We start from the raw sequence: 22,300 nt of genomic DNA, 5'->3' as shown, positions 1-22,300 counted from the left end.
CTTATTTGTAATCTAAATATAGTGATACTTTCTGTTTACCCATTACTGTTATAGTTAAACGTAAAAATTAAATATGCTGTTTAGAATGAATAAAGAGGGCTTACTAATACAGGTTTTTATGCATTACCCTACATTAAGCGTAAGTGAACCAACGGCTGCTATAATTGGAAATGCACTTATCAAACCTATTTCTATCATCATGAATTTCGTTAGGAATCCACGAAACTGCTCTTTTTTTAAGTTGCTTGCTACCCGTTGATGAGTTTGATAAATGCGGAGCATTGCTCCAATCCAAACGACCGCCAAAATAATTAATGGACTCATGCTTGATGCAGGTTCTGGGTTCATAAATGCTAGTACGATTAAAATCAACGGAACAATTTCTACTACGGCGTGCTTGATAAAAAACATGGTTTGAATACGAACAAGATCTTGATAAATTTCATTGTCTGTTTTGTCTTCCTGTAGCTTACCTTCAATTGTATAAATGGTTGACTGATAAATAAACATCATTCCGATAACGGCGATTAATGCTCCAATGATAAAATACCATATACTCATTACAAATCTCCTTTCTAATAAAAAAACGGTAGATCTCTAGAAAATCTAACGTGAACATTGTATCATTTTATGCTTCATTCGTCTTATAGATTTATAAGAAAGAACTGTTTATAATGAGAAATGAACTATTTTACTAGAAAGTTTGTCTACTGGAGGAAATTATTATGATTTTAAACTATAAAAACCAAGCAACGGGTCATCGTATGAATAATGGTTGGAATTTCTTTTATGCAGCTAACCTAACAATGTGGAGAAAAGATGAGAAATATTTACTATTAGATGAAAATCAAGATATCGTACTCATTTTCGGCTTCAAAAAAGATGAAATTATTCTTGAAAAAATTCAGACATGGGGATATACCTTTAATATTCATCCAGAAAAAAAGCAGATTTCTTGTCTGCAGCGTCAAGAAGAAATTGGCGAGCAAGAAATGAATTAAGTAAAAAGCGCGCAGACTGCGCGCTTTTTCAGTGCTCTTCCGGTGCATTATCTCCATATAGCATGGCTTTTATATGCTGTTTCTCTTGGTCTTTTACAATATAATACCATGTTCCGTCTACTATTTGTGTTTCTCCTTCTACATGCACCGTTTCAAACGTTGGTTTACCTTTTTCCATTGCCTTATATACCGCTAACGCGTCTTTAATCGTTACATTTGTATCAACGTATTGCTTTGTAATGTTTAAGAGATTAGGCAGGTTCGCTACTGTTGACATACTCATTCCTTTGTCTAAAAGCGCTTCTACTACTTGCTTTTGCCTCTCGTTTCGGCCGAGGTCGCCTTTAGGATCTTCGTGTCTCATCCTTACATAAGCTAAAGCCTTTTCACCATTTAAATTTGTTTCACCTTGGGGAAATAAATAAGATGCAAATGTAAATGGAAATGGGTTATTAACCGTCACACCACCTACCTCGTCCACAACCGCTTTAAATCCTTCCATATTTACTTTCACATAATAATCGATTGGCATGTTTAAAAATTGTTCCACAGTATCAACAGTTAGCTTAATTCCACCATACTTATAAGCGTGATTAATCTTTTCCATTTCTGCTTTCCCCTTAATTTTCACACGCGTGTCTCGAGGGATGGGCATCATTTTTAAATGTCCATTTTCAGAGTTAAAATGAACAACCATCAGTACGTCAGAACGTCCCGTATCGGCTTCTCGTTCGTCTACTCCCATTACGAGCATGTTAAATTCCTTTGCTTCAACTTTTTTTTCACTAAAAACATATACGACCCCAGTTAAGACGCAACCAAGGAATATGAGTAAGGAAAGTAACGTGTATTTGAGCTTCATACCTTATGTCTCTCCCTTCTGTCCCTTCGCTTCTTTTATTAGCTTATTTACTTCCTATATGCCTTTTTTTTCAAAGATTTATACCTGCTAAGTATAATTAGAAGGGGAAAAACAAATTGACAAAAGGCTTTGACCCAAAAAACCGGATTGAGTTTTTCAATCCGGCTTCATTTTACTGAATATGCTTTATTGCTTCCACAGAACGATCTTCTCTCTGTTTCCACTCATAATCAATCATGCTCATTTCAATTAAGCTCCAATACTGTCCATTCACGTGTTTCACATCTCGCATCATCCCTTCACGTAAAAATCCGATGCGCTCGTATGACTTAATAGCTGCCTCATTAAAGTCAAACACGCCAAGAGAAATGCGATGAAGCCCTAAGACATTAAAGCCAAAGGACAAAACATAATTAAACATCTCACCACAGTATCCTTTTCCTCTTTCCTCTTCTTTAAGCAATACTCGACCAATTCTTCCCGTTTTGTGATGATAATCAATATGAGCAAGAGAAATATGACCAACTAGCTGGCCGGTTTGTTGATGAAACACGGAGAAAGCGTAAGTGTGAGCTCCTTCATAATTGGCATAGCGGATATACTCTTTAAGCTGGCGAGGCGTAAGTGGATATGAAAACGTGGAGCCACTCCACTGAATCATAAAAGCTTCTGAGGGAATCCATTCAATGAGTTCTTTTATATCTTTTTTTGTGAACGGTCTTAAGTCAATCATCGCATTCCCACCCCATCATAAAAATTTGATTTTTCTAAATATATTACATTTGATTGAATAAACTGTCAAATTATCAAAAATTTTTTATTTGACGAATCACGTACTAGTGAAAAAGCAATGAAGGGGGCTGTCAAGTTTATTTGATGCTGATGTTGTTTTGTACTAAATGACTATAAACAATGAGGTATTAATAACTGAAAATCTTTTGTACAGACGGTGCTTACACAAAATCTAGATATTAAACATATGTTTGAAGGTTGAAAACAAGTTGCGATCTGATAAATACAAAACGAAATGAGCAGTATGTGGAAAGCGCGTATCTAAAGAAGGGTTTACACAAACAGATAAGGGTGTAACAAAGCTAAACGCTGAGGGGAAAATTAACTACTTGGCTAATATGCCTGATAACACTTCCATGTTTGAAACATATAAAAAATAACGAAGAAGAAAGCTCCGATATTTCTATACGGAGCTTTCTTTTATAATTCTAATTCTTTTCGTAAATTAGTGATATCATAGGTAAATTCAAAAAAATAAATTTTGTTTTCATTGTCGTATAGCATGAGCACAGGCTGTTCGTTTGGGCTTAATACCACAACTGCTTCACTAGCTAACACCTCTAAACCTTTTTGCTGGACTTGTACAGCCGGGTCCAGAGGTACCTTTACTAAATAACCGGTTTTAGGTAAAGGGTTTACTTTTTTGTAAATTCCAGTGATAGAAGCAATGCTTTTTTCTACTTCTTTTTGAACAACTTCAGTTTTATCAGCTACTCGAATGACTTTACCCGTATCAAGTTGAAACACTTCCACTTTAGGTTGTTCTCCCATTGCCACATGTGAATGAATTCCAATGAAGCATAAAATAAGTGCTATACACACTTTTTTTATCATGAGTTCCCACCTCCGTTTGATGAATACAAATTTGTATACCGCAAGCTAAATATCCATTTTTCTTGCACAAACGTTATGTTGGTTTCAACCTTATCGTTTGTGTAATTACTTGAGATTATCCATGTTGATTTCAACCTTCCCCGCAAAGATTCACCTTTTGATTTAGTCATTTTTTGTGCTCTAACTTCTTTTTCACCATAATCACTAGTTGCTGCACACTGTCAAGCAAACCGCTGGTTGACTCTAACTATTTTTTACTTTATTTCACCATTCTCGTTAATTTTTGTCATGTTCATGCCTTTTGATCGATACAATGATACAAGGACACGCTTTAAGAGGTGAAAATATGTCATGGATTGAAGCATTAATTTTAGGAATTATTCAAGGGCTAACAGAATTTTTGCCCATTAGTAGCACAGGACACTTGTATTTAGGCAGACACTTATTTGGATTAGATAGCGCTGGTCTGTATTTAGATACGATGTTGCATATAGGTACCTTGCTAGCTGTTTTCGTGTTTTATAAAGACGAGCTGTGGCACATGATTCGTCATCCGTTTAGCAAGCTTACCTTTTTGCTAATCATTGGTACGATTCCAGCTGTTATAGTTGGCTTATTATTTAAAGATTATTTCGAAGAAATTTCAATTACTGGTTCTACAATTGGTTGGGAGTTCCTTGTAACAGGCCTTTTCTTATGGTTTGCTGATTCAGTGAAAAAAGGAGCTAAAAAGATGCACGATATCTCCTATAAAGACGCACTGTTTATCGGTACCTTTCAAGCAGCAGCCATCTTCCCTGCTGTTTCACGTTCTGGTTTAACAATGGCTGCTGCTTTAATGCGCAAGTTAGATCGAGAAACCGCTGCTTATTTTTCTTTTTTATTATCAACGCCAGCCATATGTGGAGCCGTTCTTTTACAGCTTAAAGATGTCGTTGGTGGTGGCGTAGAATACATTTCATTTTTCTCCTTATTTGTCGCAACATGTTCAGCTGCACTTTTTGGCTATATGGCCGTAAAATGGATGATTCACTACTTAAAGCACCATTCCCTAAAGACATTTGCTGTTTACGTATGGATTCTTGGCTTAATTGTTTTAGTATGTCAATTTACGGGGGTCTTTTAAGATGACATCAGCTCGTATGCTGTTTTTAGGAATTTTTTTTATTGGAATAATCGTTGTGATTAGCTACATGGACAACGAATCTCAGGAATACTTTGAAACCGTTTCTCCTCTTTCTTTAGACAGCGGTGAGATAGAGGCTTCAAGTAGCGAAGAAAGCATTGAAATGAGCTTAAAAAATGTACTTATAACAACTGAGAGAATTAATGGGTTTGATGTTGAAGTTTATGAAGAATACGAGGTATATACAAATGAAGATGGCGAAGTGGTTGACCGAGTCGCCACAGGTCATTATCAAACACTTCGATATAAAGCTTCTGCCAATGAATAATAAAAAAGCCACTTACTTTTGCGTAAGTGGCTTTTTGTATTAATGGTTAAAGTGATCTGCTAAAATCCAAAGCGTACCAACAACAATACATAGTGCAATAAAGAAGCTATAAAGCATATTTGCAACTTGTACCTTGCCGTTTTCACTTTCAGTCATGTGCATGAACATTACAAGCTGCATAGCTGCTTGTAAGAACGCAAGAATTGAGATTAGTGTCATCGTTACGCCTCTTGATAAGTCAGCTAACATAACTAATCCAAGCGCTGCAAACGTTAGTGCTAAAGAAAGGATAAGCCCCATTACATGACTAAGCGGAAATCCTGCTTTTTGGCCTTGTTTGTTTTCCATGTCTTATCCCACCAATCCGTTCAAGTATACATACGTAAAGATGAAAATCCATACTACGTCAAGGAAATGCCAGTATAAACCGATAATAAATACTTTTCTTGCTGTAACAGGCGTTAAGCCGCGCTTTACTAACTGGATAATAAGTAAAATTGCCCAACCAATACCCATCGTTACGTGAAGTCCATGTGTTCCTAACAGCGCAAAGAATGAAGACAAGAATGCACTAGTTTGCATTGTTGCACCTTCGTGTGCTGCGTAAAGAATGAACTCTTCAATTTCATAGTACAAGAATCCTGCACCTAGTAATAGCGTAATAACAAGCCAAGTGATTAAACCTTTTAAGTTATTGTTACGCATATGCCAGACAACGATTCCCATTGTGAAACTACTTACCAATAGTAAAACCGTTTGAATCATAAATGTTTCAACAACGTATAAATCTTGTGGTCCAGGGCCTCCAGCTGTACGAGTGTGATACGTTAAATACGTGACAAACAGCGTAGAGAACAGTGCAATTTCCGCACCCAAGAAAATCCAGAAGCCGAGAATATTCATTCGGCCCTGGTGATCTTGATACTCGAGTGGTAAAGATTTATCTAAATGTCCACCCATTATTTGTCACCCCCTGTAATACCTTCTGTTTGTTTAATTTCATCTACCGGAACATAGAAGCCTTCATCATAGTCAAATGAACGTGCAACTAGACAAGCTAAAATTCCGATTAATCCGAAGATAGCCATTGGCATCCATTCAAAGACAAGTCCAAATCCACCGATGAACCAGAATACACCTGAAATGAATGGGATACCTGAGTTGCTTGGTAAGTGAATTGGTTTAATGTCTTCTTCTTTAATTTCTGTTTCTCCGCGTTTTTTCATGTGCCAGAACTCATCCATTTCTTTCACATGTGGAACTACCGCAAAGTTATAGTGTTGAACTGGTGATTTAGTCCACCATTCAAGCGTACGTCCATCCCATGGGTCGTTTGCAGTGTCGCGTTTGTTTTTCCAAGCGCTCCAAAGTAAATTTACAACCAATACGATAAAACCTGCACCCATTAAGAAAGCACCGATTGTTGAAATTAAGTTTAATGTTCCCCAACCTAATGTTTCTGAATAAGTTTGCATACGACGAGTCATACCATCTAGACCTAGGAAATATTGTGGGAAGAAACATACGTTAAATCCAACAACGAAGATCCAGAAAGAGATTTTTCCTAGTTTTTCGTTCAACGTGTGACCGAAAATCTTTGGATACCAGTAGTATAATCCAGCGAAACATGCAAATACTGTTCCTGAGATTAATACGTAGTGGAAGTGAGCTACTAGGAAGTAACTATTATGATACTGATAGTCAGCTGAAGCCATTGCAAGCATTACCCCAGTTACCCCACCGATAACGAAGTTCGGGATAAATGCTAATGACCATAGCATAGATGTTGTAAATTTAATACGGCCTTTATACATCGTAAAGAGCCAGTTAAATATTTTAACCCCGGTTGGAACGGCGATTAACATCGTTGTAATCGAGAAGAACGAGTTAACAGCTGGTGCGTTACCCATTGTAAAGAAGTGGTGAACCCATACAATGTAACTTAAGAACGCGATACCAACCATTGAGATAACCATCGCTTTATAACCGAATAGGTTTTTACGAGAATGTGTACTAATGATTTCAGAGAAAATACCGAATGCTGGTAAAATTACAATATATACTTCAGGGTGTCCCCAAATCCAGAATAGGTTTGCCCACATCATTGGGAGACCGCCGTTGGCAACGGTAAAGAATGCTGTGCCAAATACACGATCAAGCGTCATTAACGCAAGCGCTACTGTTAATACAGGGAACGCAAAGATAATGATAATTGACGTAATTAAAATTGACCAAGTAAACATTGGCATTTTCATTAACGTCATGCCTGGTGCACGCATTTTTAAAATTGTAACTAAGAAGTTAATACCTGTCATTAGCGTACCAACACCGGCAATCTGAATAGCAATTGCGTAATAGTTGTTCGCTATACTTTCACTAAATTCTTTTCCGGCCAGTGGAAAATACGATGTCCAACCGGCATCTGGAGCTCCTCCAATAACGAAAGAGATGTTAAATAACATAGCTCCCATAAAGAATGTCCAGAAACTTACTGCATTTAAGAACGGATATGCTACGTCACGCGCTCCAATTTGAAGCGGAACCACAACGTTCATTAAACCAATCAAGAATGGCATTGCCATGAATAGAATCATGATAACACCATGAGCTGTAAATACACCGTTATAGTGATGCGGGTTCAGGATATTCATATCCGGGAACGCTAACTGCATACGCATCATAAGTCCGTCTACACCGCCACGGAAAAGCATTAAGACGGCTGCAAGAATATACATTACACCAAGTTTTTTATGGTCTACTGTTGTTAACCATTCTGTCCATAACCATTTCCATTTTTTGAAATATGTTAAGACAAAAATGATACCGATGGTTGTCAAGACAATCGCTGCGTCAGCTGCATAAATGACGGGATCGCCAGTGACAAAGAATTCATCTAGCTTCATTATGTCTTCCCCCAATCGTACGTTTATTTAGGCCCTTATTAATGACCTGCATGTTCATCATGACCTTCATGCTCGTCATGGCTTTCTTTTTTGCTATCGTCGCTTCCATGGTTATGATTTCCATGTCCCATGTTCATACCGCGCTCGTCTACTTTACCAGGGATGTATGCATCTTTCGCATGGTTAACCCACTCTAAGTGTGTACCGTTAAACGTCATACGACCTACTACACCTGGTTCAATAATTTCATCATACTTCTCTTCAGTTAATGGCTTAGCTGTTGCTTTAACTTCGTCAACCCACTCTTCATAGTCTTCATGAGTTTGGGCTAACACTTCAAATTCCATATCTGTAAAGTGTTCACCTGAGAAGTTAGCACTTCGTCCGATATAAGAACCTGGGTTATCTGCTTGAAGGTATAAATCCATTGCCATGTTGTTCATTGAATACTTCTGTCCACCAAGCTCCGGTACCCAGAATGAGTTCATTGAACCTTGAGACGTCAATTCGAAACGAACTGGACGATCTTCTGGAATGTTTACATAGTTAACTGTTTCAATATTTTCTTCCGGATAACTGAAAATCCATTTCCAGTTTGCTGAAGTAACATGAATTGTTAACGGTTCTTCAATTTTTGTTTGCTCATTTTTTGGTGGTTCTTCAAGAGCATAAATCGATTTTACAGTTGGGATTGCTAAAAGAATTAAGATAATAATCGGGAACGCAGTCCAGATAATCTCCATCTTTAAGTTACCCTCTTGCTCTGGTGGCTCATAGTCCATGTTGTCAGGTCTTTCACGATATTTAATAAGTACATAAGCAAAGATTGCAAATACTACTACGACCACAATCGCCATCATCCAAAGCGACCAAACAATAAGGTCAGCTTGTTCTTTAGCGACAGGACCTTGAGGATTCAAAACGGCTAATTCTGAACAGCCGCTCAAGAAAAATACTGAAAGTGCAGAGAATAAACCTGCTAGCTTCCAAAATCCTTTTTTTGGTTTCACTAAAAACTCTCCTTTCTAACAACTCATGATGCGAAGCCTCTTCATTAGATCATCTCTAAAACTTTCTATCTAGTTAACTATAGAAAGCTTTAATACAAAATCTCTTTAAACTCATGTCATACATCAACCATTACTATTGTAATACAAAGTGACAATTTTTTCGTCACTTTTTGTCGATTTTCTTATTTTGAAAATATTCTAAAATAGTGTAAAAACATGAGGTCAAAGAACACTTCAATCCTTGCGATATTTTAGCATATATTCGACAAGGAATAAATGTAAATAAAAGGATGAATGTTGCATTTTCTTACCGAAACTTACCTTTTTGAAGGTAATTCATGTAATGTAAACGCAATCACCCTTGATACAAAAGGGGTTTCAACTATTATTGAATATTTTGTGACAAAATTCATACAGAAATGTGTCAATCACTATTCAAGTTTATTAGGTTTGATGACCGCCCATTTACAGTATATTACACATTAAATACTTTTGTTATATACTTCACAAAAAGTTCAAAAATTGACATGTATGTTGTCTACACAATAAAGAAGCTGCGCATTATTCGCGCAGCTCTTGATCCATATATTCTTTAATAGTTATGTCATCTCCTGACTTATTCAATAGGATAAGATCCGCTGGAAATGGCTTTTTAACGTATTTTGGCACAGGTTGATATGAAATAAAATATTCTCCTCTGGGAACTTTAATATCAAACGTGTAATTTTCATTTACAAGCGAGGCCTTCACTCGATGTATCTGTTTGCTTGGATTCTTCCCTAAAAATAGCGCATACGTTCCTTTGCTTGTATGTATGTCATCATATTCAACAAGATTGTTCATTTTTGTCATCACTTCAATTCGTAACCTTTTGCTCCATCCTTCTTTTAAAATGGCCATTCCTTCTCCGTTACCAGGAATAGTGAAGAGCGCAACATATGTGTCCGAACCGCTAATTTTTTGAATTTCTCGAATGTCAAGCTTTTTGGAACCGTTAATGTCCCCCATCCCTTTCCATTTTCTTATATGTTCTTCAACATCCTTAGCGCTGCTTTGAATTGGATATCTAAAAAATTCAATACCTCCCACAACAACACCTATAAGAATGATTAGAAATAAGAATCGCTTAAACTTTCGAATTGGTGTTCACGCTCCTTTCCATTTAATGAGTGACGTTAAAAAATAACATGTACGAATTATGCATGAAAATCAAAAAAAAAGCTATCAGACTTTCGTCAGATAACTTTTCTACTCATCGACTTTTTACTAATAAAGCGATTGCTTCTTCTACGACTTTTGCAGTCTCTTCTCCAGCTTGCTGTCTTTCAACAATACATTGTTCTAAGTTCAGCGCAACAATCTGAGCAATTGTTCGGTCGACTGCACTTCGAACAGCTGATAATTGTGTTACAACGTCCTTACAATCTTTATCTTCTTCCATCATACGCAGCACGCCTCGCACTTGACCTTCAACCCGCTTTAACCGATTTTTAGTCTGGTCAGTATAATTCACGCAGTATCCCTCCTATACTTTGTGCGTTACTAATGACTTAGCCTTCACATGCACAGCAATATCCCTTCACTTGATAACCATACTTTTGCAACTTACGAATGCTTAAGTTTCTTGCAATTGTATCGGGTACAATAACCACTACTTGTTTTGATGGAATTTCAACATGCTGCCTTTCCAAATACGGTAGTGGAATGTGTATGGCTTTCTGACAAGGTTTATGTTTCATTTCATGAAAATGCCGAACATCTACAACTGCAATTTCCGTAGTCTCACAGTCGAGCGTAGAAAGCTTCTTAATTCCATGAACGGGCACATGACGATTATATAAACTAAACATAATGGCACAACAAACTAAGCTTACACCAATATAAAGTAGTATCATTGTATCCTCCCCGACGTAACTTCATACCCATATTAGTATCATCATAGCTGTCCTTTAGAACATACGTCAATAAAAAAGTTTCTTCATAATATAGTTTTAATATAGAAAAGACGTGAAGAAAAAATAAATTAGCTTTTATCTAAATCACCATCTGTTAAAATTAAATTTTTTCAAAGAGCACCGACTAAGATTCCTATAAATGCTAATACAATACCTCCAATATAACTAAACGCCAAATAAGGAAATAAGACGGTATGCATTTTCTTTTCATGAAGGTGTATATTTTCCAGTTTAAACGTCGAAAATGTTGTAAATGCTCCCATAAACCCAACTCCCAAAAAAGAATACAGCCCAGACCCTACTCCTTTTCCAACAAGGATTCCAAGTAGAAATGAACCGACTAAATTGACACATAAAGTACCAACTGGAAAACCTGTAGTCGATTTTTGATTCATCCACGTACTTAGTACATACCGAGCTATCGCCCCTAAAAAACCTCCCAAAGCAATGAGTAAAGCCGTCATAGAAGCTGTTCTCCTTTCTTTTTCAATTTATTTGCTGAACGGTTTCCTACTTGGTAACCAAACCAAGACATCAGTAAACCACCAAATAAACTAAGTCCTACATAAAGAAAAGCCAACAGCAAAGTATCATTCTGTATTAAAGTAACCGTTTCAACGCTAAAGGTAGAGAATGTCGTGAAAGATCCCACGATTCCTGTACCAATACCTGCTAAAACGGCAGGAGGAAATGCGTTCATTTTAATCATTCGATATGTAAACCACCCTAAAATAAAGCAGCCAATTAGGTTCGTTATTAACGTTCCTAATGGAAAAGTGTATGCCCACCATGAGTGTGTAAATACACCCAGATAATAACGAAGCAGGCTTCCAAAAATTCCTCCTATACCTACTAATAAATAGTTCATCTTCTTCACCTCTTCCTTAATTATGAACAAAAAAATAAACTCCTACCCTGTATATGGATAGAAGTCATTAGCTCTGCAGCAGTTTTGGCGAACTCCATCGCCTTTTATTTTCCATCTTACATTCATTTTTGCAAAATCCACTTCATTTATAAAGAGCTAACCATGGAAACCCAAAGAAAGTAACGGTTTCAATCTGCAACGCAAGGTTGGGTTGAGAAGTCTTATGATTTTAGAATCACTATGTAGTACATTTAAATGCCTGTATATTTAAAATAAAGTAAAAGGGATTATTATTCTTTCAGTTGCTCTTTTTTACATCTCTCGTACCCAAAAGTTAATTTTGTTTGTTAGTTGCTCCGCTACCTCTCCGCTAACTCTAGAAGCTAACGATGCCCGTAGTCGGTCTTTGCACTCTTGAATTTCTTCTTCATAAGGGATAATGGTTGACCATTCCACATCTGGAATTGCAATTAGCGTTTGTTCTTCTTTTTTATTTTCATGAACAAATACATTTTCAATGACTTTTTCGTCTATGCGAATATGTGCTTTACGAATTTTCATCTACTTATCACCTCTATATAAGCTTTATGTGTATCATACGACACACATAAAGAAACATCAATGCGCATTAGCTTCTTTTTCAATGTTAAAGGGTTTAAAAACAGGGTATAGAATACTAGTTAAAGAGAAAGTAATGTTTCATATTTTAAATCTTTGTGAATATCTTGCAATGTTTATTGTATATATGCATTTTTTTGGTATGATGAGTATATTGAGATGTACCTAACTAAATGGAGGTTGAGGTAAACAATGGATCGTTCCCCAAAAGAAAAACGGCAAAAGCGCAAACAGTTCGTTGAGCGTTTAAAACTAAAAGGGATAAAAATTGAGCTTACAAAGCCTCGTTCTCATTTTTCAACCCTTTCATTACTAAAGCCTTAAAACGTAACGGTAACGAATATCACTACATACGCTCTTTTTCTCCCCTTTTTTAGCTACCTTAAATAGAGAGCGGTAACATTTACGAATAAAGACAGCTCACCTCTTTTTTAATAGAAAAGAGGTGAGCTGTTTTTTTAATACATTAACTTCCCGTGCATAAGTTATTTTTTTCCATATAAAAACTTTAATATCTAGTATTGTAAAAATATTACTCATAAATTATAATCTTCTAGACTACATAAAAAGGAGAATACGAGATGAAAAAAGGTGTTTCAATTTTATTGGCTTTATTACTGATGGTTAGTAGTTTTCCTGGTGTATCGTTTGCTGCTCAATCCAAGACGTTTGAAGCAGACTTGAAGAACTACTTAACAACTGCAAGCACTACTCGTGGGTTTGATGTTTCCAAAGAAGATATCGAGTTTTCACTTTCACTTTATGATGAGGAATTATCAAACTTTGATACAGTGGAAGAATTAAAAGAGTTTTTAGGTGAAGTCATTAAGAGTGACTTAAGTAATTTAAGCTTTATCTATGAAAACTATGACTTAAATCAAAAATCGCTTCAATCACTATTAGAAGAAAATGGTGAAGATTTAAATGACTATGTATTTGTTGATGATTTAGATCAAACAGTTTTCTTCTATTTAGAAGATGAATTCGACTACGCTGATGATGAAGAATATACGGACGAAATTAGCACTGACGATTTTGAATCCGCTTTACAAATGTTAGAAGACGAGTTTGGGTTAACGCGTGAAGAGTTAGAGCGTATTAACGACCACTTAATGTCAATTGAAGATGAGCTTGCAAATGAAGAAACGTTAAATCGCTTAATGGCACTTGCTGAGCGTCTAGCAGCTTTTGAAGATTTTGATACAACAACCGAACTAACTTCTGATCAAATTGCGGAATTAATGTCAATTTACAACGAAATGCTTTCTATCTTTAAAATGAAAGCAACTTATACGTTGATTCAAGATGGAACTGAAAAGCCGCTTTCTTTATTCGATTTAATGAATATGAAAGAATTAAAAAATGCTAGCTTAAAGATTAACCTATATACAGCTGACGGCAAATTTTTAGCTGATATGATTATCACAGGGGAAATGGTTGATTCAGATACGGTTGCAAATACAGGAAAGAGCATTGAAAAATCTGCTCAAAACGTAAATAACGTTGTAAAACAAGCACCTGTTAAAGAAAAGACTCAAAAAACAGAAGTAAAAAAAGCTGAAGTAAAGAAGACTGTTAAAGGGGCTCGCTTACCAAATACAGCTTCAAACTATTTATTAAACACTTTAATTGGAGCATCTATTGTTCTGTTAGCATTTGTTGCATATCGTAAAGTGAGACGAGCATAACATGAAACCAAGAAGTTCAAAAGGAAAAATCAGTCGCAAAAAGCGATTGATTTTTCTTTCCATTACTGTAGGAGTGCTTTGTTTTGGCCTATGGTTCACAACTACTAACGCTTATAAATTTGCCAAAGGATACTTTGCTTATAAAACAGGAGCTGTTGAACCGCAAGTAACAGAGCCAACTGAAGCAAAAACAGAACAGCCTCTAACGAAAGAAAGCAGTAATTCAGTAAAGCAAATAAAAAAAAGCGATGCATCCTATCCTTCACAGCCTAAAATAGGAGACTTGATGGGTGAACTAGAAATTCCTAAGCTAAATGCCACTCTTCCCATTTATCATGGTACTAACGAAGATGAGCTAGAAAAAGGCGTTGGTCATTTTGCAGACAGCGTGTTGCCTGGAGAAAGCGATAATTCCGTGTTGTCGGGCCACCGTGATACTGTCTTTCGAAAACTAGGTGAAGTGGGTGAAGGAGACTTGTTATTAGTTCATACAGCGGCTGGTTCATTTACCTACCGAGTTAATAAAGTGCGAATTGTCGATGCCGATGACCGTACGGTAATTGTTCCTAAGCCCCGAGCCACACTAACGGTCAGCACTTGCTACCCTTTTAACTTTATAGGCTCTGCGCCAGAACGCTACATCTTAGTAGCACATCTTATTTCATCAGAAACCACATAAAAAAGATAGCGTATAAATGACGCTATCTTTTTTTATTCAATGAAGAGAAATTGATTTTTTAAGTAAATCAAACCAAATTTTTAACGAAGTTGCGGTAATAACTATCGCTAAAACGACTTGGAGCGAACTCACTTTTGTCTTTTGACCAACAAAAGCTCCGACTGGCGCTGCTAATAAGCTTGCACCAATAATCATCAGTGCAGGTAGTAATAAAACTTGTCCCGTAGCCACTTTTCCGAAGGTTGTCCCAATGGAAGATAAAAAGGTTACTGCTAACGAACTAGCAATTGTCACTCTTACTGGTATTTTTAATATGGTAATCATAATTGGAACAAGCAGAAAAGCACCACCTGCTCCCACAATCCCTCCACATATACCTACGGATAGAGAAAGTGGGACAGCTAGTTTTTTTGAAAACCAGACGTCCATTTCGTACTCTCCTTTTGTTGGCCCCTTAGGTGCAAACATAAGGATTGCTGCAATCGTAGCCATTACTCCATAAATTAAATTAATGACATCTTCTGAAAATGAATTAGACAGAGTTGAACCGATGAGGCTTCCAAGCAATACGCTCGTTCCCATATAAATGATAAGTGATTTATGTAAAAAGCCGCCTTTTTTATAGGCAAGCGTTCCAGAAATTGATGCAAATAAAGACTGTACTGCTCCGATTCCCGCTACCTCATGCGCTGTAAATGCCCCTACTCCAATAAGAGGTGGTACAAAAAGTAAAACTGGATATAAAATAACGGAGCCTCCAATGCCAAGCATACCCGCTAAAAATGAGCCTAAAAATCCTAATGCAAATACTGTCAGTAATAATTGTACGTCCATCTTGTCACCTTCTAAATTACAAAATGCAGCCTTATTAGTAGTTCATACTTTCTTATTATAGCACTGTCTTGTTTTCATGTAGGATAATTCTTACCATTTATTTAACTTTTTATGTCTTAAAAATCATTCTGAACCATATAAAAATTCAAAAAAATAGTTTATAAATATGCTATGATGAAACTATATCTATAGCCTATTCTTATTGATTTCGGAGGTTGTTTTATGTTCGAGTATAAAATTGATAATGAGATTAGTTTACAGTTAATTGAGCCAAGTGATGCATTTCCACTTTTATCTCTTGTAAATGAATCACGACCTTACCTGCGAGAGTGGTTACCCTGGGTTGACAGCATGAGAAGCATCTCCGACTATGACGATTTAATTCCCGAATGGCGAACTCAATATTATAACAATCAAGGTTTTCAAGCAATTATTCGCTACTATGATGAAATTGCTGGCATGGTTGGATTTCATGCAATTAACTGGGGGAATAAAAGCACGAGCCTCGGCTATTGGATTGGTGAACAATTTCAAGGAAAAGGCATTATGACTAGAGCTGTACAAGGTTGCCTTACTTATGCCTTTGATACGCTGAAACTTCACCGTGTCGAAATTCGCTGTGGCGTTGATAACTACAAAAGCCGTGCCGTTCCCACACGATTAGGCTTTACCGAAGAAGGTATTTGCCGTGATGGAGAGTATTTATATGACCATTACCATGACCTTGTGATTTATGGACTTCTTCAGCATGAATGGAAGAAGCTAAATTCAAAAGAAACAACATTATAAAAAGCCACGCTGGCGCTGTCATGCGCTAACGTGGCTTTTTACCATAAATTAAACCATGCTTTATTCAGAATGTTTACTACTGAAAATCGTATATATATAATAAGCTAACATCATAGGAGTGAGCTCAATGATCTCTTTACATGCATGGAACTTATTAGTGGTTGCCTTATTTTTCATCTATCTACTAATTAAAAACTTATGTCCTTTATATCCGTTTAACGATCTTCAAAAGAAAACGTCCGTCCATCGCAAAAGCGAACTGTTCTATCAATATCTCCCTCTTTTAGTCATTGGATGCTGTCTGTACATCAACTCACCTTTTACCACTAAGCTAGCTTTTATTATTACTATTATCTTATTTATTTCTCACATCTTTACTTGGTGGTTTCCGTACATCTTAGGTGCTCACCGAGTAACAAAACATGAATATGAGCAACTTTATAGTAAAACCAGTAAACTACTGCCCCCAATTAGAAAAAATCTTGTTCCCGATAACCAACACCTCATTGTAACTCTCTTCTTGCTATTATTACTTATTCATGAGTTTATCATCATTTTCTAAAAAGAAGGTTGAATGCGTTCAACCTTCTTTTTTATTGTTTATTACAAGCTTTAGTAATTCTTCTGGTAAAGGAAATTTGACGTGATTAATCTCAAGCTCATTTGCTTCTTCTTGTTCACCATCTACAAGCTTTAAGTAATTGATTTCTTCATGAAGCTTTTCCATTTTACGATCTAATTCTGCTGCTGTAACTGCCGCTTCTTTTAATTCATCTATCAGCTGCTTTGGAACCTTTTTATTATATTTATAGTAAATTTTATGTTCAAGGCTGGCCCAGAAGTCCATAGCAATAGAACGGATTTGAAGCTCGATAAATACATTTTCTTGCCTATCGGACATAAAGACCGGGATTTCGATAATAAGATGCAGGCTTTGATATCCATTTGTTTTTGGGTTTTCTATGTAATCCTTACATTCAACGATTTTAATATCTTTTTGACTTTGAATCATATCGCGAAGCTTATATATATCAGAGATAAAAGAACACGTTACTCGAATGCCTGCAATATCTTTTAAATTTTCTTTAATCCAATCTAAAGATAACTCTCCGTTCTTTCGATACACTTTTTTTAGAATGCTTTCGGGCGATTTTAAACGGGTTTTAATATGTTCAATTGGATTGTAATCATGTACATATTCAAATTCTTGTTTTAATACATTGATTTTCGTGCTCATTTCATCTAAAGCAAACTTATAAGCCATCATAAATCTTGTTAATGTTTGCTTCATTGTCTTTAATTGTGTTACATCAACGGAATGATTCATCTTCATGCTGCCTCTTTTCTTCTTTTAGCTAATACACTACGCTTTTATTTTACCAACTAGGAAACGCTTTACACAAATTTCTGCTCACCTTTTCTATTTTCCAAATATACATTTTATATTCATTCTAAGATTCCAATTATACACAGAAAAGTTAAACTAATTTAAATTATCTTACTTTTTATAATTGTGTTAGAATCTCTTACAATTATAGATACAAAGCGTTTTTTTTGTAGTACAATAAGACTTGTGATATCGGAAAATGAGAATTTATATACAAAAAAATTAATTTATATACAAAGGGGTAGTAAAAATGAACAGGGTGAAACAATGGGTATGGATTACAGTTGGATGCTTTTTCGTTGCAGCTGGCATTCAATTTTTAACTGCTTCAAGCCTCGTTATTGGCGGAACAGCAGGATTGGGGATTGTACTTGAACAATTAAGTAACATTTCATTTGGCATGCTTTTCTTTATTATTAACCTACCATTTTATTTCATGGCCATTACTCAAATTGGTTTGCAGTTTACAATCCGAAGCTTCATAAGCGTTAGCTTAATGTCTATTATGTCAGATATTCTTGCAAGCATGTTGTCATTTCAGCTACCTCATCCACTACTCTCTGCAATTACAGCAGGTATTATCATTGGAATTGGGCTTATTATTTTGTTCCGAAACGGCTCTTCACTTGGTGGTATTAATATGCTTTGCGTTTTTTTAGACAAAAGGTTTGGAGTGAATCCTGGAAAAACGATGCTTATTACGGATCTTTTTATTGTCGGATCAGCAACTGCCGTATTTGGAGTCATTCAGGTGCTTTATTCTCTATTAGCAATTTTCATTATGACAGGGTTACTTGGTCGTTACCATAAACGCTCAGCTATTGAGCGTAATCACAAACAAGAAAGTACAGAGGAACAGCAAACGGTGTCTGTTCTTTAACAAAAACCCAGCTTTGTATAAAGGCTGGGTTTTTAATATAAGCCGTTACTCGGCTACTTTTACAAGCTGCTTTCCTAGGTTTGCACCACTAAACAATCCTAAAAATGCTTCTGGAACGTTTTCAAATCCTTCTACAATATTTTCACGATACTTGAGCTTTCCTTGCTGCACCCATTCCCCTAACTGTTGAATTCCCTCTTGAAAGCGATCTGCGTAATCAGCCACAATAAACCCTTTCATTAAAGCACTGTTAATTAAAAGCTGTGTTTGAATACGAGGACCAACATCCGGTTTTTCTAAATTATAAAGAGAAATTTGTCCACATAGTGGGATACGTGCATGCTTATTTAGAAGCCCTGCAACCACATCTGAAATTTCGCCACCAACGTTCTCAAAATATACGTCTACTCCGTTTGGACATGCTTCTTTTAAAGCCTCTTTTACGTTATCTGTTTTGTAGTTAATAACTGCATCAAAGCCAAGTTCGCCTTTTAAATAAGCAATTTTTTCTTCAGCACCTGCAATTCCAACTACGCGTGCGCCTTTTATTTTTGCGATTTGACCTACAATCATTCCAACTGCTCCTGCTGCGCCGGAAACAACTACCGTTTCGCCAGCTTTTGGCTGACCAATATCTAAAAGTCCGAAATAAGCAGTTAGACCTGGCATCCCTAATACTCCTAGTGCCGTTGAAACCGGAGCCAGTTCAGGGTCTATTTTTTGTATATGATCATCTAACACGACCGTATAACGCTGCCATGGTAGTAACCCTGTTACAATATCCCCTTGCTTATATGAGCTTGACTTTGTTTGAATAACTCGTCCAACAATTCCACCGACAAAAGGTTCACCAACTTGAAATGGGGGTACGTAAGACTTTTGGTCATTCATTCGTCCGCGCATATAAGGATCCACTGACAAATAAAGAGTTTGAACAACTACCTCTCCTTCTTTTGCTTCTGGCATAGGAATTTCTTCAAATTGAAATGTATCTGCTTCTGGCATTCCAGCTGGTCTTTTGGCAAAGATAATTTGTTCATTCATTTGTCTCGCTCCTTTTCATTCTGATTCTTTTTTTAAATATGTTAAAATAACCTTGCTTCTCTTATTGTAAAGAGAGTGCGTGCGATAATGCAAAGAATATGCTATACATATGGATAAAGGAGAAACGATTTTATGGAACTTATTCGTTGTAAACAAGACGTTGTTAAGAAACTAAATGATTATGTAGAAGTAACCCCTCCCGTCATTTTGTTTAAAGAAGGACATTTTTACTCTATTAAAATGGACATTAACTATAACTGGTTAGCACTAGATGAGGAAGGAAAAGAGCATATCCTTGCTTCTAATACTCGCAACATTCAAGAGGATTATTGGTTTAACTATCACTTCGAACTTTGCTGAGCTAGGAGATAACGTTTAGGCTTCTTGTATTTGTTTGAATGGTCACTCCGCTTGTTGAACGTGTAAAGAATTGAAGCGTCACGGTATACGTATTCGTTCCTTGAACAGCATTTTGATCTACCCATGAAAAAGGGATAGTATTATTTTGAATGAATCCCAGCGTTAATACCGCAGCTGCACCTTGGCGTAGGTTTTGGCTCATTAGCTGTTGACCATTTCGATACAAGCGCATCGTCACACCATACTCATAGCTTGTTAGTCCCAGTGGAATATTCGCTTCTACTCCTACAATTCCATCGATTTTTTTGGGCTGCTGAGGAATGGTTGTAGGCACAGCTAGTGTTAAAACTGTTGTCTCAGTGTTAAACGGAATCGATAAAGAGTTCGTAGTTTGGGTAGCAGACATTTGAATTCGGCTTTTGAATAAACTAATCATAGCGTTCGCTCCTTTATATTCGATTCATCAATGAAGAATAGACATTATTGAATATATACGAGAGCCAATTATGTCCTATACACATTTATTACATTTTATGTAAAGAAGAATTCTTTCACCTTTTTTTATCTGTTTTCCAATGCCTCATTGTATGTTAAAATCACGATAAGCTTCACTTTATCCCATTACATACGAGGTGGATTATGCAAGGTCAAATCGTTTATAAAGAAGGATTTTCAGTAGTTGGTGTTGCTCAAAAAAGATCTAAACTCAATAAAAGAGATGACGAGATAGTAAGAGCTCTTTGGGAGCAGATGGAACAGAATCAAAGTACCATTCCTCATCGAACGCATGATTATATCATGACAGGGATTTGTCTCCCTCCATGTGAAAATGACTACTTTTATATCGCTGGTATAGAAGTAAACGATTCAACCACTATCCCAAAAGGAATGAATGTTCACACGTTTCCCGCTTATACATATATACAATATGAGCACAAAGGAACATTTAAAAGCCTTGATAAAACTTACGAAATGATTCAAAAAAATTGGCTCTCTCAATCAGGATATCAAGCAATTCCTGGACCGACTTTAGAAATAGTTGATACATCTACACACTTTAACGTAGATAACGATATTGTAATAAAGATTTATATTCCTATAAAAATTGGTCAATAAAAAGCGAGGATTTACTCCTCGCTTTTTAATATAACCACTCAATAAATTCAGTTAACTTATCTCGATTTGTTAAGTGATTATTACACCATTCACTATCTTGGCAAATATAGTTTCCACGCTTTGTAAACGTGCCGTCTGAGCTTGCTTTTTTCTGGTTCATAAATAACCCTACATCAGAAATACGATGACAAATGGTACATACACCTTTATCCTGAATACGGTTAAATTCACCCGCAACTCCAATTAACTTTCCATGATGTTCTACGATAAGATATTTTTTATTGGCTCCATAATCATTCCACCCAATATAGGAGCAGAAGTTTAGATTGTCTTTAATTGTAGCAGGCACCTTTAATTTTTTTATTTTTTTAAATAGCTTTTTAATTGTTGTTTCGCTCATTTGTGGAAAAGGAATGATCAGCGAACTTAAGTGATTGAGCAGCAGCTCGCCTTCCTTACTGTCTGACAACATTGAAATAGGTGACAAGATATCTTTTTGCAACGGTGTTAGCTCTTCAAATTGATTAAACACTCGCTCAGCGGCAAGTGCTTTAATAGCACTTGTTACGTCGTGACTATTAGATTTCGCATAACTGTCAGAGATTAACTTTACTTGCTCACGTATAAGGTTGTATTGATGATGATTAATAAATGCTTCCATATTAAATCAAGCCTTTCTTTTATTCTACTTCTTATTATATGCTCAAGTCACTTTGCTAACATGGCAAAAACAGTTCTAAAAAAAGATATACATAAAAGCACTCATCATTTGATGAGCGCCTTCATAACTACTTTTTATAGACAATCTTTTTAATTGTTTCAACAGATAAAAAGTATTGCTCTGCTAGTTCATATATTGTATGGCCTTCTTGAAATGCTGTTTTAATGTCACAATTTCGTTTTTTCGTCCACTCTCGCGTACCTGAGCACGCTCCCCATTCTTTTCGGGTTGTACTTGGCACATAAATTGTTTCTCCTTGAACATATTTCTGAAGTTCTTTAACTAGCTCAGTAGGTAAAACCGTCGTTGCGTTCACATATTTCATTTCCGCTCGCTCCTTATTCTTTACTATAAATAAGGTGGCAAAGCCTATTAAATGAAGTGAACTAAGCAATGGGCGACTTAATCAAGCGTTTATCCCCATGCAAAGTATCGCCTTTCCATTTGTAGGCTTTGCATGAGTACGAACAGAAGCAGGTAAACAGCTGTTTACCATTCCCGATCA

General features: G+C 36.3%; 31 protein-coding genes and 1 riboswitch. Of the genes, 11 read left to right on the top strand and 20 right to left on the bottom strand.

What is annotated here, in order from left to right:
- Nucleotides 1–123 precede the first annotated feature (123 nt).
- The gene (locus tag V2145_RS06420) at nucleotides 124–561 is read right to left on the bottom strand and encodes a hypothetical protein (protein ID WP_094910521.1); all 438 of its coding nucleotides are present in this window, start codon (nucleotides 559–561) and stop codon (nucleotides 124–126) included.
- A gap of 164 nt (nucleotides 562–725) precedes the next feature.
- On the opposite strand from V2145_RS06420, the gene V2145_RS06415 reads away from it, so the two are divergent.
- Nucleotides 726–1,001, top strand: coding sequence for a hypothetical protein (locus V2145_RS06415; protein WP_094910522.1), 276 nt, complete (start codon nucleotides 726–728; stop codon nucleotides 999–1,001).
- Nucleotides 1,002–1,029: 28 nt separating this feature from the next.
- On the opposite strand, the gene V2145_RS06410 is transcribed toward V2145_RS06415, so the two are convergent.
- The 3 genes from V2145_RS06410 to V2145_RS06400 form a co-directional block, all read right to left on the bottom strand.
- Nucleotides 1,030–1,863, bottom strand: coding sequence for an LCP family protein (locus tag V2145_RS06410; protein WP_094910523.1), 834 nt, complete (start codon nucleotides 1,861–1,863; stop codon nucleotides 1,030–1,032).
- Between the two features lie 172 nt (nucleotides 1,864–2,035).
- Nucleotides 2,036–2,596: a GNAT family N-acetyltransferase gene (locus V2145_RS06405; protein ID WP_094910524.1), complete on the bottom strand. Its 561-nt coding sequence runs from the start codon at nucleotides 2,594–2,596 to the stop codon at nucleotides 2,036–2,038.
- 479 nt (nucleotides 2,597–3,075) lie between these two features.
- Nucleotides 3,076–3,489: a hypothetical protein gene (locus V2145_RS06400; protein ID WP_094910525.1), complete on the bottom strand. Its 414-nt coding sequence runs from the start codon at nucleotides 3,487–3,489 to the stop codon at nucleotides 3,076–3,078.
- Between the two features lie 346 nt (nucleotides 3,490–3,835).
- On the opposite strand from V2145_RS06400, the gene V2145_RS06395 reads away from it, so the two are divergent.
- Complete coding sequence (locus V2145_RS06395; protein ID WP_330987422.1) at nucleotides 3,836–4,615, top strand: undecaprenyl-diphosphate phosphatase; 780 nt, start codon at nucleotides 3,836–3,838, stop codon at nucleotides 4,613–4,615.
- Nucleotide 4,616: 1 nt separating this feature from the next.
- Nucleotides 4,617–4,943 (top strand): hypothetical protein, encoded by a 327-nt coding sequence (locus V2145_RS06390; protein WP_131887959.1) that lies wholly within the window; start codon nucleotides 4,617–4,619, stop codon nucleotides 4,941–4,943.
- Between the two features lie 39 nt (nucleotides 4,944–4,982).
- On the opposite strand, the gene qoxD is transcribed toward V2145_RS06390, so the two are convergent.
- From qoxD to V2145_RS06340, 10 genes are all read right to left on the bottom strand, one after another.
- Nucleotides 4,983–5,291 carry a cytochrome aa3 quinol oxidase subunit IV gene (gene qoxD / locus V2145_RS06385; RefSeq protein WP_025909958.1) on the bottom strand — a complete coding sequence of 103 codons (309 nt, stop codon included), beginning with the start codon at nucleotides 5,289–5,291 and terminating at the stop codon, nucleotides 4,983–4,985.
- Nucleotides 5,292–5,294: 3 nt separating this feature from the next.
- A complete protein-coding gene (gene qoxC, locus V2145_RS06380) occupies nucleotides 5,295–5,903 on the bottom strand; it encodes a cytochrome aa3 quinol oxidase subunit III (RefSeq protein ID WP_094910528.1) in 609 nt (202 codons plus the stop codon).
- On the bottom strand, nucleotides 5,903–7,846 hold the full coding sequence (qoxB, locus tag V2145_RS06375) for a cytochrome aa3 quinol oxidase subunit I (RefSeq protein WP_094910529.1): 1,944 nt from the start codon (nucleotides 7,844–7,846) through the stop codon (nucleotides 5,903–5,905). The genes qoxC and qoxB overlap by 1 nt, the downstream gene beginning before the upstream one ends.
- A gap of 38 nt (nucleotides 7,847–7,884) precedes the next feature.
- Nucleotides 7,885–8,856, bottom strand: coding sequence for a cytochrome aa3 quinol oxidase subunit II (qoxA, locus tag V2145_RS06370; RefSeq protein ID WP_131887960.1), 972 nt, complete (start codon nucleotides 8,854–8,856; stop codon nucleotides 7,885–7,887).
- 561 nt (nucleotides 8,857–9,417) lie between these two features.
- On the bottom strand, nucleotides 9,418–9,945 hold the full coding sequence (locus V2145_RS06365; RefSeq protein WP_256993295.1) for a hypothetical protein: 528 nt from the start codon (nucleotides 9,943–9,945) through the stop codon (nucleotides 9,418–9,420).
- Between the two features lie 163 nt (nucleotides 9,946–10,108).
- Complete coding sequence (locus V2145_RS06360) at nucleotides 10,109–10,369, bottom strand: metal-sensitive transcriptional regulator (RefSeq protein ID WP_025909953.1); 261 nt, start codon at nucleotides 10,367–10,369, stop codon at nucleotides 10,109–10,111.
- A gap of 37 nt (nucleotides 10,370–10,406) precedes the next feature.
- Nucleotides 10,407–10,751 (bottom strand): rhodanese-like domain-containing protein, encoded by a 345-nt coding sequence (locus V2145_RS06355; RefSeq protein WP_330987421.1) that lies wholly within the window; start codon nucleotides 10,749–10,751, stop codon nucleotides 10,407–10,409.
- 170 nt (nucleotides 10,752–10,921) lie between these two features.
- Complete coding sequence (gene crcB / locus V2145_RS06350) at nucleotides 10,922–11,275, bottom strand: fluoride efflux transporter CrcB (RefSeq protein WP_094910533.1); 354 nt, start codon at nucleotides 11,273–11,275, stop codon at nucleotides 10,922–10,924.
- Nucleotides 11,272–11,679, bottom strand: a complete 408-nt coding sequence (gene crcB, locus V2145_RS06345) for a fluoride efflux transporter CrcB (RefSeq protein WP_094910534.1) — start codon at nucleotides 11,677–11,679, stop codon at nucleotides 11,272–11,274. Before crcB (V2145_RS06345) ends, crcB (V2145_RS06350) begins: the two co-directional genes overlap by 4 nt.
- Nucleotides 11,680–11,730: 51 nt before the next feature.
- A riboswitch (Fluoride riboswitch) is annotated at nucleotides 11,731–11,790 on the bottom strand.
- A 201-nt stretch (nucleotides 11,791–11,991) separates the two neighbouring features.
- Nucleotides 11,992–12,240: a YueH family protein gene (locus V2145_RS06340; protein ID WP_131887963.1), complete on the bottom strand. Its 249-nt coding sequence runs from the start codon at nucleotides 12,238–12,240 to the stop codon at nucleotides 11,992–11,994.
- A 249-nt stretch (nucleotides 12,241–12,489) separates the two neighbouring features.
- Here V2145_RS06340 and V2145_RS06335 point away from each other — a divergent pair, with 249 nt between their 5' ends.
- The 3 genes from V2145_RS06335 to V2145_RS06325 all read left to right on the top strand — a co-directional run bounded on the left by V2145_RS06335 (nucleotide 12,490) and on the right by V2145_RS06325 (nucleotide 14,664).
- Nucleotides 12,490–12,621, top strand: a complete 132-nt coding sequence (locus V2145_RS06335) for a hypothetical protein (protein WP_256993296.1) — start codon at nucleotides 12,490–12,492, stop codon at nucleotides 12,619–12,621.
- Nucleotides 12,622–12,878: 257 nt separating this feature from the next.
- Nucleotides 12,879–13,985 (top strand): processed acidic surface protein, encoded by a 1,107-nt coding sequence (locus tag V2145_RS06330; protein ID WP_094910536.1) that lies wholly within the window; start codon nucleotides 12,879–12,881, stop codon nucleotides 13,983–13,985.
- A 1-nt stretch (nucleotide 13,986) separates the two neighbouring features.
- On the top strand, nucleotides 13,987–14,664 hold the full coding sequence (locus V2145_RS06325; RefSeq protein ID WP_094910537.1) for a class D sortase: 678 nt from the start codon (nucleotides 13,987–13,989) through the stop codon (nucleotides 14,662–14,664).
- Between the two features lie 36 nt (nucleotides 14,665–14,700).
- Here the strand turns inward: V2145_RS06325 and V2145_RS06320 are convergent, their stop codons facing one another.
- Entirely contained in the window at nucleotides 14,701–15,498 is a 798-nt protein-coding gene (locus tag V2145_RS06320) for a sulfite exporter TauE/SafE family protein (protein WP_094910538.1), read from the bottom strand.
- Nucleotides 15,499–15,720: 222 nt separating this feature from the next.
- On the opposite strand from V2145_RS06320, the gene V2145_RS06315 reads away from it, so the two are divergent.
- Together V2145_RS06315 and V2145_RS06310 are read left to right on the top strand one after the other, a co-directional pair.
- A complete protein-coding gene (locus V2145_RS06315) occupies nucleotides 15,721–16,287 on the top strand; it encodes a GNAT family N-acetyltransferase (RefSeq protein ID WP_094910539.1) in 567 nt (188 codons plus the stop codon).
- Nucleotides 16,288–16,414: 127 nt separating this feature from the next.
- Nucleotides 16,415–16,849: a hypothetical protein gene (locus V2145_RS06310; protein WP_094910540.1), complete on the top strand. Its 435-nt coding sequence runs from the start codon at nucleotides 16,415–16,417 to the stop codon at nucleotides 16,847–16,849.
- 18 nt (nucleotides 16,850–16,867) lie between these two features.
- On the opposite strand, the gene V2145_RS06305 is transcribed toward V2145_RS06310, so the two are convergent.
- Complete coding sequence (locus tag V2145_RS06305; RefSeq protein WP_094910541.1) at nucleotides 16,868–17,620, bottom strand: GTP pyrophosphokinase; 753 nt, start codon at nucleotides 17,618–17,620, stop codon at nucleotides 16,868–16,870.
- 304 nt (nucleotides 17,621–17,924) lie between these two features.
- On the opposite strand from V2145_RS06305, the gene V2145_RS06300 reads away from it, so the two are divergent.
- Nucleotides 17,925–18,554 (top strand): YitT family protein, encoded by a 630-nt coding sequence (locus V2145_RS06300; RefSeq protein WP_094910542.1) that lies wholly within the window; start codon nucleotides 17,925–17,927, stop codon nucleotides 18,552–18,554.
- 45 nt (nucleotides 18,555–18,599) lie between these two features.
- Here the strand turns inward: V2145_RS06300 and V2145_RS06295 are convergent, their stop codons facing one another.
- Complete coding sequence (locus tag V2145_RS06295; protein ID WP_094913296.1) at nucleotides 18,600–19,598, bottom strand: NADP-dependent oxidoreductase; 999 nt, start codon at nucleotides 19,596–19,598, stop codon at nucleotides 18,600–18,602.
- Nucleotides 19,599–19,730: 132 nt separating this feature from the next.
- Between V2145_RS06295 and V2145_RS06290 the strand changes: the two genes are divergently transcribed.
- Nucleotides 19,731–19,958 carry a hypothetical protein gene (locus tag V2145_RS06290; RefSeq protein ID WP_094913295.1) on the top strand — a complete coding sequence of 76 codons (228 nt, stop codon included), beginning with the start codon at nucleotides 19,731–19,733 and terminating at the stop codon, nucleotides 19,956–19,958.
- Between the two features lies 1 nt (nucleotide 19,959).
- Here V2145_RS06290 and V2145_RS06285 read toward each other — a convergent pair whose 3' ends face one another.
- Nucleotides 19,960–20,394: a hypothetical protein gene (locus V2145_RS06285; protein ID WP_094913294.1), complete on the bottom strand. Its 435-nt coding sequence runs from the start codon at nucleotides 20,392–20,394 to the stop codon at nucleotides 19,960–19,962.
- A 203-nt stretch (nucleotides 20,395–20,597) separates the two neighbouring features.
- Here V2145_RS06285 and V2145_RS06280 point away from each other — a divergent pair, with 203 nt between their 5' ends.
- Nucleotides 20,598–21,074, top strand: coding sequence for a GyrI-like domain-containing protein (locus V2145_RS06280; RefSeq protein WP_094913293.1), 477 nt, complete (start codon nucleotides 20,598–20,600; stop codon nucleotides 21,072–21,074).
- Between the two features lie 25 nt (nucleotides 21,075–21,099).
- Here the strand turns inward: V2145_RS06280 and V2145_RS06275 are convergent, their stop codons facing one another.
- On the bottom strand, nucleotides 21,100–21,735 hold the full coding sequence (locus V2145_RS06275) for a FusB/FusC family EF-G-binding protein (RefSeq protein WP_094913292.1): 636 nt from the start codon (nucleotides 21,733–21,735) through the stop codon (nucleotides 21,100–21,102).
- A 127-nt stretch (nucleotides 21,736–21,862) separates the two neighbouring features.
- Complete coding sequence (locus V2145_RS06270) at nucleotides 21,863–22,120, bottom strand: CD3324 family protein (protein WP_131887971.1); 258 nt, start codon at nucleotides 22,118–22,120, stop codon at nucleotides 21,863–21,865.
- Between the last annotated feature and the right edge of the window lie 180 nt (nucleotides 22,121–22,300).

Source organism: Priestia sp. GS2 (assembly GCF_036409025.1).
GTDB classification, from domain to species: domain Bacteria; phylum Bacillota; class Bacilli; order Bacillales; family Bacillaceae_H; genus Priestia; species Priestia aryabhattai_A.
The sequence above is the reverse complement of the archived record's forward strand: the minus strand, read 5'-3'. Positions and strand labels throughout refer to the sequence as shown.

What these genes read in the sequence shown, in the direction of transcription:
- V2145_RS06315 (WP_094910539.1), top strand. Translation starts at nt 15,721, where the DNA reads ATGTTCGAGTATAAAATTGATAATGAGATTAGTTTACAGTTAATTGAG.
- V2145_RS06295 (WP_094913296.1), bottom strand. Translation starts at nt 19,598, where the DNA reads ATGAATGAACAAATTATCTTTGCCAAAAGACCAGCTGGAATGCCAGAA.
- V2145_RS06420 (WP_094910521.1), bottom strand. Translation starts at nt 561, where the DNA reads ATGAGTATATGGTATTTTATCATTGGAGCATTAATCGCCGTTATCGGA.
- V2145_RS06390 (WP_131887959.1), top strand. Translation starts at nt 4,617, where the DNA reads ATGACATCAGCTCGTATGCTGTTTTTAGGAATTTTTTTTATTGGAATA.
- V2145_RS06270 (WP_131887971.1), bottom strand. Translation starts at nt 22,120, where the DNA reads ATGAAATATGTGAACGCAACGACGGTTTTACCTACTGAGCTAGTTAAA.
- crcB (WP_094910533.1), bottom strand. Translation starts at nt 11,275, where the DNA reads ATGACGGCTTTACTCATTGCTTTGGGAGGTTTTTTAGGGGCGATAGCT.
- V2145_RS06355 (WP_330987421.1), bottom strand. Translation starts at nt 10,751, where the DNA reads ATGATACTACTTTATATTGGTGTAAGCTTAGTTTGTTGTGCCATTATG.
- V2145_RS06330 (WP_094910536.1), top strand. Translation starts at nt 12,879, where the DNA reads ATGAAAAAAGGTGTTTCAATTTTATTGGCTTTATTACTGATGGTTAGT.
- V2145_RS06320 (WP_094910538.1), bottom strand. Translation starts at nt 15,498, where the DNA reads ATGGACGTACAATTATTACTGACAGTATTTGCATTAGGATTTTTAGGC.
- crcB (WP_094910534.1), bottom strand. Translation starts at nt 11,679, where the DNA reads ATGAACTATTTATTAGTAGGTATAGGAGGAATTTTTGGAAGCCTGCTT.
- V2145_RS06300 (WP_094910542.1), top strand. Translation starts at nt 17,925, where the DNA reads ATGAACAGGGTGAAACAATGGGTATGGATTACAGTTGGATGCTTTTTC.
- V2145_RS06275 (WP_094913292.1), bottom strand. Translation starts at nt 21,735, where the DNA reads ATGGAAGCATTTATTAATCATCATCAATACAACCTTATACGTGAGCAA.
- V2145_RS06340 (WP_131887963.1), bottom strand. Translation starts at nt 12,240, where the DNA reads ATGAAAATTCGTAAAGCACATATTCGCATAGACGAAAAAGTCATTGAA.
- V2145_RS06415 (WP_094910522.1), top strand. Translation starts at nt 726, where the DNA reads ATGATTTTAAACTATAAAAACCAAGCAACGGGTCATCGTATGAATAAT.
- qoxD (WP_025909958.1), bottom strand. Translation starts at nt 5,291, where the DNA reads ATGGAAAACAAACAAGGCCAAAAAGCAGGATTTCCGCTTAGTCATGTA.
- V2145_RS06395 (WP_330987422.1), top strand. Translation starts at nt 3,836, where the DNA reads ATGTCATGGATTGAAGCATTAATTTTAGGAATTATTCAAGGGCTAACA.
- V2145_RS06310 (WP_094910540.1), top strand. Translation starts at nt 16,415, where the DNA reads ATGATCTCTTTACATGCATGGAACTTATTAGTGGTTGCCTTATTTTTC.
- V2145_RS06285 (WP_094913294.1), bottom strand. Translation starts at nt 20,394, where the DNA reads ATGATTAGTTTATTCAAAAGCCGAATTCAAATGTCTGCTACCCAAACT.
- V2145_RS06405 (WP_094910524.1), bottom strand. Translation starts at nt 2,596, where the DNA reads ATGATTGACTTAAGACCGTTCACAAAAAAAGATATAAAAGAACTCATT.
- qoxB (WP_094910529.1), bottom strand. Translation starts at nt 7,846, where the DNA reads ATGAAGCTAGATGAATTCTTTGTCACTGGCGATCCCGTCATTTATGCA.
- V2145_RS06280 (WP_094913293.1), top strand. Translation starts at nt 20,598, where the DNA reads ATGCAAGGTCAAATCGTTTATAAAGAAGGATTTTCAGTAGTTGGTGTT.
- V2145_RS06290 (WP_094913295.1), top strand. Translation starts at nt 19,731, where the DNA reads ATGGAACTTATTCGTTGTAAACAAGACGTTGTTAAGAAACTAAATGAT.
- V2145_RS06305 (WP_094910541.1), bottom strand. Translation starts at nt 17,620, where the DNA reads ATGAAGATGAATCATTCCGTTGATGTAACACAATTAAAGACAATGAAG.
- V2145_RS06410 (WP_094910523.1), bottom strand. Translation starts at nt 1,863, where the DNA reads ATGAAGCTCAAATACACGTTACTTTCCTTACTCATATTCCTTGGTTGC.
- qoxC (WP_094910528.1), bottom strand. Translation starts at nt 5,903, where the DNA reads ATGGGTGGACATTTAGATAAATCTTTACCACTCGAGTATCAAGATCAC.
- V2145_RS06325 (WP_094910537.1), top strand. Translation starts at nt 13,987, where the DNA reads ATGAAACCAAGAAGTTCAAAAGGAAAAATCAGTCGCAAAAAGCGATTG.
- V2145_RS06335 (WP_256993296.1), top strand. Translation starts at nt 12,490, where the DNA reads ATGGATCGTTCCCCAAAAGAAAAACGGCAAAAGCGCAAACAGTTCGTT.
- V2145_RS06400 (WP_094910525.1), bottom strand. Translation starts at nt 3,489, where the DNA reads ATGATAAAAAAAGTGTGTATAGCACTTATTTTATGCTTCATTGGAATT.